This is a genomic window from Campylobacter showae CC57C (assembly GCF_000344295.2).
In the GTDB taxonomy this organism is placed as follows: Bacteria; Campylobacterota; Campylobacteria; order Campylobacterales; family Campylobacteraceae; genus Campylobacter_A; species Campylobacter_A showae_B.
The window spans coordinates 1-8,655 of record NZ_AOTD01000129.1; the positions used below are offsets into that span (position 1 = coordinate 1).

Sequence of the window (8,655 nt, forward strand, 5' to 3'; positions counted from 1 at the left end):
TCGTTGGAAACTCGGTCGGCTTCGGTCACGTATTACATATACGCTCCCTCGCCTCCGTCGTTTCCGCCTAGTCTAAAGAAAAAATACTTCGCCTTGGTTTTTTCTATTCAAATTTGAAGTTAAATTTGCAAAGTCTTGGCTTCAAATTTTACTCGCCCAGACCCGTACCCTGAAAACGCAAATTTGACTCTACTAAAATTTTAAATGCGCGACACTTTACCTTTGAGGCAAAGATATATTGCCGCCTTAATGTCGTAGGCGATAGGCGGTGTTAAAAAGCTCTTTTGCTTCGCTATTTCAAAACATCAAATTTAACCCGTAAAATTTAGTTCTGTGTTTACAAGCCAAATTTTACGTAAATTTCTTATCCTTGCTGCTGCACAGTTCGTTTAAAAAGCACTCTTTGCAGTTTGGCTTGATTGCTTTACAGGTGTAGCGGCCAAAAAGCACCATCGCTTGGTGAAGCGTATTTAGCTGCGTTTTAAAGGCTTTGGTTAGATCAAGCTCGACGGCTTCGGGTGTCTTACCCCTACTAAGGCCAAGCCTATGCGCCACGCGAAAAACATGCGTATCTACAGCCATCAAATTTGATCCAAAATGCTCGATCAGTACGACGTGAGCGGTCTTTTGGCCCACGCCGGCTAGGCTCATCAGTTCTTTTTCGGTCGTAGGTATCTCGCCGTCAAATTCGCTCATCACGCTCTTTGCCATTTTGATCAAATTTTCGGCCTTATTGTTAAAAAAACTGCAGGAATTTATAAGTGCTTTTACGCTAGCTAGATTTGCTTGAGCTAGGCTTGCTACGTCGGGGTATGCTTCAAAAAGCGACGGCGTGATCAAATTTACGCGCTTATCGGTGCACTGCGCGCTTAACATCACGCACACGAGAAGCTCGTAGAGGCTGTGAAATTTAAGCTCGCTGCCCGCATCTTTGAAATTTTCTAAAAATAAGTTTTTGATAGCGTTTATATCTTTTTTTGTTCTCATGGCGCCGATTTTAGCCGTTTTTATTTAAATTTTTGATGAATTATAACTTATATTTAATGACTTTCCTGCTATAATCACCCTCGCAAAAATCTAAATTTAAGGAACAAAGATGAATAAAATTTTATTCGCATCTCTTAGTTTGGCTGCGGCTCTAAGCCTAAACGCGGCGGAGTACGCCACCGTAAACGGAACTGCTATAACCGATAAGGACGTAGCTTTCACGCTTGCTGCTATGCCTGGCGTAACACTAGAGCAACTACCTAAAGACACTCAAAAAAAGGTGATCGACGAAACTATCAACAGAAAACTACTTCTAGACGAGGCTAAAAAGAGCGGACTAGAGAAGACTGACGAATACAAAGCTGCGCTTGAAGAGCTAAAAAACAACCTCGCGCTTGATCTTTGGATGAAGAGAATTTTCGACAATATCAAAGTTAGCGAAGGCGAAATCAGCGACTTTTATAACAAAAATAAAGCCGAATTTGCCGTGCCTGCACAAGTAAGAGCCAAGCATATCCTAGTGGCTACTGAAAAAGATGCAAACGACATAATAGCTGCGCTAAAAGGTCTAAAAGGCGACGAGCTGGTTAAAAAATTCGAAGAGCTAGCAAAATCTAAATCTACCGATCAAGGTTCTGCGGCTAACGGCGGCGAACTAGGATGGTTTGGCCAATCTCAAATGGTAAAACCTTTTGCGGACGCTGCTTTTGCGCTTAAAAAAGGCGAAGTAACTCAAAAACCTGTTAAATCAAATTTCGGCTACCACGTAATCCTAAAAGAGGATAGCAAAGCTGCCGGCACTATAGGTCTAAACGAGGTTAAACCTCAAATAGAGGGCAATCTAAAGATGGAGAAATTTAGAAACGATATCAGAAAAAGAGGCGACGAGCTTCGCTCAAAAGCTAAAGTAGAATATAAATAAGGTCGATAAAATGGGTGTTTTAGACGTAGTAAAAGCCGGCGTTTTAAGCGGCGATGACGTAACTAGGCTGTATAAATACGCAAAGGAGCAGGGATTTGCCATACCTGCGGTAAACGTGGTCGGAAGCGACTCGGTAAATGCTGTTTTAGAAGCGGCGAAAACGGCTAACTCACCCGTTATCATCCAGTTTAGTAACGGCGGGGCCGGCTTTTACGCCGGCAAAGCTTGCGGGAATGCCGACGTACTAGGCGCAGTAGCGGGCGCACAGCACGTGCACCTGCTAGCTAAGGCTTACGGCGTGCCCGTGATCCTTCACACTGATCACGCGGCTAGAAAGTTACTGCCTTGGATCGACGAGCTGGTTAAATTTAGCCGCGAATACAAAAAAGCTCACGGCGTGCCGCTTTTTAGCTCGCATATGCTTGATCTTAGTGAAGAGAGCTTGGAGGAAAATTTAAGCACTTGCAAGAAGTATCTAAAAGAGCTTAGCGAGCTTGGTATCAGCCTAGAGATCGAGCTTGGCGTAACCGGCGGCGAAGAGGACGGCGTGGATAATACGGGCGTTGATAACGCGCTTCTTTATACCCAACCAGAAGATGTCGCGCAGGCATACGAGCGACTAAGCAAAATCAGCGATAGATTTAGCATAGCGGCGAGCTTTGGCAATGTTCACGGCGTGTATAAGCCGGGTAACGTCGTGTTGCGACCGGAAATTTTGAAAAATTCGCAAGCATACGTCGCGGACAAATTTCAAACTCCGACAGATAAACCCGTAAATTTCGTATTTCACGGCGGTAGCGGTAGCGAGCTACAAGATATCAAAGACGCGGTCAGCTACGGCGTTGTAAAAATGAACATCGACACCGATACACAGTGGGCGTTTTGGGACGGCGTGAGAGCGTACGAGCTAAAAAACAGAGCCTATCTACAAGGTCAAATCGGCAACCCTGAAGGCGACGATAAGCCTAACAAAAAATACTACGACCCGCGCAAATGGCTACGAAGCGGCGAGGAGTCGATGGTAAAGCGCCTGCTAACCGCGTTTGAAGATTTAAACTGCTTAAATAGAAATTAAGGCTCACGATGGAACCCAAAAAAGAAGCGAGAAGCGATAATTTCACCGATTTGGCGCTGCCTGAAGTAAAGAGCAGGCGGTCTTTTTTCGTATATGCGAAAATCGTATTTTTGCCGACGGTGATCTATCTCGTCGCGCTTCTTGGGTATTTTGGGTACATAAATTTCCAAATCGGCCTACATACGGTCGTTATGATGGGCGTTATTTGGGTGATCTCGCTAATCTTTGCTAAAAATAGTGCCGAGCTTGCTTGTTGTTATTTTGAGCAAAGCGGGGCTGATTTTAAGCGAAATCTAAAAGAATATATCATCAAACATCTTTTAGTTATCGGCAAAGATACGAAGTCAAATGCAGGATTTGACGAATTTGTCGCCTATTACACCAGAAATTTGCGTAATGAAAATTTCGCTTCCGTGGGTGCAGGCATCTTTCCGATGCTGGGTATCTTAGGAACGTTTATCAGTATCGCGGTTTCTATGCCGGAGTTTAATTCATCAAACACGATGGAGCTTGAGGCTGAAATTTCAACCCTTCTTAGCGGCGTAGCGACTGCGTTTTACGTCTCTATTTACGGTATCTTTTTGGCACTTTGGTGGATATTTTTTGAAAAATACGGAACGAGCAAATTTGAAACGCTAGTGCGAAGACAGAAAAACGCTACGAGCGACTTTTTCTGGACGAAAGAGGAGCTTGGTAGAAGATATTTGCAAGAGAATTTAAGACACTTTGAGAAGATCGGGGTGATATTTGAGCACGTTAGTAACGCCGAGTTTTTTGAGGAGCTCGACAAAACTATCGAGGCTAAATTTAAAACTTTTACAAATATCTTGAAAAACGAGGAAGAGGCCGTCAAACTAAGCGGCGAGCACATCAAACAAACGATGAATACGCTGCTAAAATCCTCAAAAGATCAAAAAGATCTAATCAAAGTCCACGCCGAAATCTTAAACGTTATCAATAAATTTAACGGCAATATCAAAGATATGCAGCTAAAATTTGCCGAGCAATACAACCGCCTCTACGACGTGGGCGGCGAGCGCATGGCTAGGCTTGAAAAGAGCGTGGGCGAGCTAGAGTATAACATCAAAATTTTTAGCGAATCGCTTTCTAAATTTAGCGGCGAAATTTTAGAAAAACAAAAGCTAGCGATGGAGGGCTTTAAAGAGAGCTTAATCGAGGGCGTGCAGGCCTTTAAAAAGGCCTTTGATGCCGAAGCCGGCGAAGTTTATGATGATAATAGCGCGCTCATTGAAGGGCTAAAGCAAGACATCAGTGAGCTTGATAGAGAAGCAAACGAGGTCCTGCAAACCATCGAAAAGGCGAATATGCTAGATGAAAACGCGTAACGAGAACAAAAGCGGAGACCAGACCTTTTGGATATCGTATGCGGACCTGATGGCCGGGCTAATGTTTGTTTTTATGCTCATCATCGGCGCCGTCGTCGTAAAATACGTCCTTAGCCAAAGCGATCTGGCAAAACTACAAAAAGACTTAAGCGAGCGCGAAAAGCAAATCGTCTCATCGCAAGGCGAGCTTGCGCGCAAAGAAAACGTAATAAAAGAAATTTTTTCAAATTTAGACCGCGCAAAGAGTGAAAATAAAGAGCTTGCCGACATAAACAGGCTCGTAAACGAGATGCTTGAAGGCGTCAAAAAAGAGAAAAACGAACTCACGAATCTAACCCAAACCTACGAGATAAATCTAAACGACGCAAACAAAACTATCGCAGATTTGCAGGATAGAGTGGTGCAGCTGGGGCAAATTTTAGCACAAAAGGACGAAGCGATAAACGAGCTAAACGCAAAATACGGCGACGAAATTTCAAAATTTATCGCGCTAGAAGAGGATTTTAACAAAACAAAAGACAAGATAAAAGACATCAGCTCGCTCCGCTCAAACGTCATATCAAATTTACGCGCCAAGCTTGGAAACAAGGTTAGCATAGATCCTAGCACGGGCGTCGTATCACTACCTGAGTCTATACTTTTTGACACGGGTTCATACGAGCTAAGAGACGAAGCAAAGGCGCGCCTAAAAGAAATTTTGCAGACTTATTTCGAGGCGATTTTAAATAACGAAGAGATCGCAAAACACATCGACAGAATCGTGATTGAGGGGCATACGAACTCCGTAGGCAGCTACATGTACAACCTTGATCTGTCGCAAAAGCGCGCGTATTCGGTGCTAGATTTTATCTACTCGTGGAACAAGGATAAGCGCCTAGAGCACTATCTCATCGCTAGCGGGCGTAGCTTTAGCGATCTGGTGATGAAAAACGGCAAAGAAGATCCTGATGCCTCAAGGCGCATCGAGATCAAATTTTCGATCTCGGACAAAGAGTCGATGAAAGAGATGCAAGATCTCTTGGAGCGGCAAAATCAAAAGTATTCAAAAGACTAAATTTAACGGACTTGAGTTTTACGTACTTCGCGACGATCTGATGGATGGCGAATTTAATGGCAACAAGGCTAGAAAGCTGGAGTATTTCTTGCATGCTGGTCTTGGCGGTATAAAGCGTGTTGTTAGCTACGGCTCAAGCCAGTCAAACGCGATGTATAGCCTAAGCGTTTTTGCGAAGATGAAGGGGCTCGAGTTTCACTACGTCGTTTCAAATTTAAGCACAAATTTGGCGGCAAATTCGATCGGAAATTTTAAATTTGCCCTTGAAAACGGTATGAAAATCTATATAGAAAAAGATAGACGGGCGCGGGCTAGGGCTTTAGCTTACGAACTAGCCGGCCTAAAAGAGGGCGAGATTTACGGCGATGATGCTTTAAATTTGATGGATGGTTCTGGTAGAAACGGATCAAATTTAAGTAAATTTAATGAAAGACTAGGTTTTGCGGGTACGAATTTAAGTGCGAAAAATGTGCCGAATTCGCAAGCCAAGATCGCACCGAATTTACAAAATCTAGGCAGAGAAAATTTGAACAAATTTGACGAACAAGCAGAGCTAGCAGATGTAAATTCCACTGAATGCATAAGCCATAAAAACTCAAATTTTGAAAAATTCGCAGATCAAACAAGCTCAAATTTACCCGACGCGCAGGATTGCTTCATCGGCGATTCGCTTTTTATAAACGAGGGCGTTTGGCAGCCGCAGGCTGAGGCGGGCTTTATCTCGCAGGCTAGTCAGATAGAGCGCTGGGCGGAGGCGGAGGGGAAGGGCGGTGATATATTTTTGCCTTCAGGCACGGGCACGTCGGCGGCATTTTTGGCTAAGCACGTCAAATTTGACGTTTTTACCTGTCCTTGCGTGGGCGACGCGGACTACCTAAAAAGCGAGATCGAGGCGCTGACGCCAAACTCAAAGGCGCGCATTTTGCCGCCGCCCAAAAAATATCATTTCGGTGATCTAAAGCCCGAGCTTTATCAAATTTGGCGCGAAGTATGCGAGCAAACAGGGATAGAGTTTGAGCTCATTTATGATCCAGTGGGCTTTTTAACAATGATGGCAAACCTGGGCGCGTTTAAAAACGAGATTTTATACATCCACCAAGGCGGCGCGCTCGGAAATATCAGTCAAAAACTAAGATACGAAAGAAAATTTAAGGAGATGAGATGAAGTTTTTACTCACTAGCAATGAAAATTTTAAGGACTATTTTGCGGCTTTGGTAAACCGCTCAAACGGCGACATGAGCGCGGTTATGCCTGCTGTTTCGCAGATACTAGGCGACGTGCGCGCTAGAGGCGACGAGGCGCTTTTTGAACAGATAGAGAAATTTGACCGCTGGAAACCCGACGCAAATAGCCTAAAAATCAGCACCGACGAGATGCAAAAGGCCTACGACGGTATAGATAGCTGCCTGCGAAACGCGCTAAATTTAGCCTTTGAGCGCATAAAAAGCTACCACGAAAAAAGCCTGCCTAAAACCTGGATGGAGCACGACGAGCACGGCGTTTTGCTAGGTGCGAAATACACTCCGCTAGACCGCGCGGGACTATATATCCCCGGAGGCAAGGCCGCCTATCCTAGCTCGCTTCTCATGAACGCTGTCCCGGCCCTGGTCGCGGGCGTTGGAGAGATAGTAGTCTGCACGCCTGCCGTCGGAGGCAAGGTAAATACGCTACTTCTAGCCGCCATGCATGTCTGCGGTATCAAGGAGGCCTATAAAGTAGGCGGCGCCTCGGCGGTAGCGGCGATGGCTTACGGCACGCAAACGATCAAAAAAACAGACGTCATCACGGGTCCTGGCAATATATACGTCGCGACGGCTAAAAAGCTCGTCTACGGCGAGGTAAATATCGATATGATCGCCGGTCCTAGCGAGATCTGCGTCATCGCCGACGAGAGCGCCGACCCTCGCCACATCGCCGTGGATCTACTCTCGCAGGCCGAACACGACGAGATGGCTAGCGCCGTACTCATCACGCCAAATCAAGCTTTCGGCGCGGCGGTGCAAAGGCATATAAACGAGGAGATCAAGACTCTAGCTAGGCAGCCGATCGCGCAGGCTAGCATCGACAAAAAGGGCGCCATCATCGTAGCTAGCGACCTTGATGAGTGCGTGAGGCTGGCCAATGAGCTAGCGCCCGAGCATCTAGAGATCGCGACAAACGACGCGATGGAGCTGGCTAGGCAGATCAGGCACGCGGGCGCGATATTTATCGGGCACTTCACGCCTGAAGCGATGGGCGACTATCTAGCCGGGCCCAATCATACGCTACCTACGGGCGGTAGCGCGAGATTTTACTCGCCGCTCGGGGTTGAAAATTTTATGAAGCGCACCTCGCTCATCTCGCTAAACGCAAAAGGCATAAGCGAGCTGGGAAATGCGTGCATGAAGCTAGCCGATGCCGAGGGGCTGGAGGCACATAAGCGTTCGGTCGCGGTTAGGCTCGAAGCTTTGAAATAGATATTATCTCTCGGGAGCTTTTAACGGAACTTACGAAAATCGGCTTGGTGGACCGGCTTTTCCCGCCTACGCCTACTTTTCACTTCGTAACCCTTAAAATCTCTCCAAGATATAATATCTCTTGAATTTTTTTGGATAAATTTTAAATTCGCCGCGAGTTTGTCGTGCGAAATTTGGCGATTTTTGCGAAGTTTTTAGGACGCTTTTTGAAGGGCTAGTAAAAATAAATACTCACGGACGACCGGTCCGCTCCGTTTTATTTTTACGTCGCAACTTCAAAAATCATCTCAAGATATAACGCCTTTTTGTTTAAATTTACGGTTTTTGCGAATTCTTTGCCGCAAGCTTTGCACTTGAAATTTACAAAATAAACATACGAGCGGCTTGCTAAAATTTACGTTTTTATAAAATTTACGGCAATCTCGCAAAAGGAGACAAATGAGTCCGAAAAATCCCGTTTCAAATTTTATTTCAGCGGGTGATGAGATGCTCGCTTTTTTGTCAAATTTGGGCCAAAAGTGGCGTATTAGCGACGACGGAGCGGAGTTTATAGAGCGAAATTTTACTTTTGTCGGCTCAAAACCAGTTTTGCAAATTTTAAAAAGCTACAAAACGGATAACTATAAAAATTTTGCCGATATTAAAAACTTTTTGAGCTCAAAATTCTAAGCGGCAATATAAGTTGCACCGGCGACAATTTAACTGGTACAGGGGTTAAATTTGCCCCCGAGTATTTTTACGATTTTTAAAATTTATGGTTGAAAACATCCCAGAGCATCGCTATTTTTGTGCTTCCGAGGCGGGTTGGATTTTA

The 8,655-nt window shown here is 45.1% G+C and carries 8 protein-coding genes; 7 read left to right on the top strand and 1 reads right to left on the bottom strand.

Features of this window, described 5'->3' with window-relative positions; all coding sequences use genetic code 11:
- Nucleotides 1-351: 351 nt before the first annotated feature.
- A complete protein-coding gene (nth, locus tag H740_RS04920; protein WP_002951993.1) occupies nucleotides 352-987 on the bottom strand; it encodes an endonuclease III in 636 nt (211 codons plus the stop codon).
- Between the two features lie 109 nt (nucleotides 988-1,096).
- On the opposite strand from nth, the gene H740_RS04925 reads away from it, so the two are divergent.
- The 7 genes from H740_RS04925 to H740_RS12150 all read left to right on the top strand — a co-directional run bounded on the left by H740_RS04925 (nucleotide 1,097) and on the right by H740_RS12150 (nucleotide 8,510).
- A complete protein-coding gene (locus tag H740_RS04925) occupies nucleotides 1,097-1,909 on the top strand; it encodes a peptidylprolyl isomerase (RefSeq protein ID WP_004322722.1) in 813 nt (270 codons plus the stop codon).
- 10 nt (nucleotides 1,910-1,919) lie between these two features.
- Nucleotides 1,920-2,984 carry a class II fructose-bisphosphate aldolase gene (gene fbaA, locus H740_RS04930; protein WP_004322724.1) on the top strand — a complete coding sequence of 355 codons (1,065 nt, stop codon included), beginning with the start codon at nucleotides 1,920-1,922 and terminating at the stop codon, nucleotides 2,982-2,984.
- Between the two features lie 8 nt (nucleotides 2,985-2,992).
- Entirely contained in the window at nucleotides 2,993-4,330 is a 1,338-nt protein-coding gene (locus H740_RS04935; protein ID WP_004322726.1) for a MotA/TolQ/ExbB proton channel family protein, read from the top strand.
- Nucleotides 4,317-5,384 carry an OmpA family protein gene (locus tag H740_RS04940; RefSeq protein WP_004322727.1) on the top strand — a complete coding sequence of 356 codons (1,068 nt, stop codon included), beginning with the start codon at nucleotides 4,317-4,319 and terminating at the stop codon, nucleotides 5,382-5,384. The genes H740_RS04935 and H740_RS04940 overlap by 14 nt, the downstream gene beginning before the upstream one ends.
- 40 nt (nucleotides 5,385-5,424) lie before the next feature.
- Nucleotides 5,425-6,549: a hypothetical protein gene (locus tag H740_RS04945; protein WP_004322728.1), complete on the top strand. Its 1,125-nt coding sequence runs from the start codon at nucleotides 5,425-5,427 to the stop codon at nucleotides 6,547-6,549.
- Nucleotides 6,546-7,841 carry a histidinol dehydrogenase gene (hisD, locus tag H740_RS04950; RefSeq protein ID WP_004322730.1) on the top strand — a complete coding sequence of 432 codons (1,296 nt, stop codon included), beginning with the start codon at nucleotides 6,546-6,548 and terminating at the stop codon, nucleotides 7,839-7,841. The genes H740_RS04945 and hisD overlap by 4 nt, the downstream gene beginning before the upstream one ends.
- Nucleotides 7,842-8,279: 438 nt before the next feature.
- A complete protein-coding gene (locus tag H740_RS12150) occupies nucleotides 8,280-8,510 on the top strand; it encodes a hypothetical protein (RefSeq protein WP_004322732.1) in 231 nt (76 codons plus the stop codon).
- The last annotated feature ends 145 nt before the right edge of the window (nucleotides 8,511-8,655 follow it).

Excerpts from the sequence above, each read along its gene's own strand:
- nth (WP_002951993.1), bottom strand. The coding sequence starts at position 987 with ATGAGAACAAAAAAAGATATAAACGCTATCAAAAACTTATTTTTAGAA.
- H740_RS04925 (WP_004322722.1), top strand. The coding sequence starts at position 1,097 with ATGAATAAAATTTTATTCGCATCTCTTAGTTTGGCTGCGGCTCTAAGC.
- fbaA (WP_004322724.1), top strand. The coding sequence starts at position 1,920 with ATGGGTGTTTTAGACGTAGTAAAAGCCGGCGTTTTAAGCGGCGATGAC.
- H740_RS04935 (WP_004322726.1), top strand. The coding sequence starts at position 2,993 with ATGGAACCCAAAAAAGAAGCGAGAAGCGATAATTTCACCGATTTGGCG.
- H740_RS04940 (WP_004322727.1), top strand. The coding sequence starts at position 4,317 with ATGAAAACGCGTAACGAGAACAAAAGCGGAGACCAGACCTTTTGGATA.
- H740_RS04945 (WP_004322728.1), top strand. The coding sequence starts at position 5,425 with ATGGATGGCGAATTTAATGGCAACAAGGCTAGAAAGCTGGAGTATTTC.
- hisD (WP_004322730.1), top strand. The coding sequence starts at position 6,546 with ATGAAGTTTTTACTCACTAGCAATGAAAATTTTAAGGACTATTTTGCG.
- H740_RS12150 (WP_004322732.1), top strand. The coding sequence starts at position 8,280 with ATGAGTCCGAAAAATCCCGTTTCAAATTTTATTTCAGCGGGTGATGAG.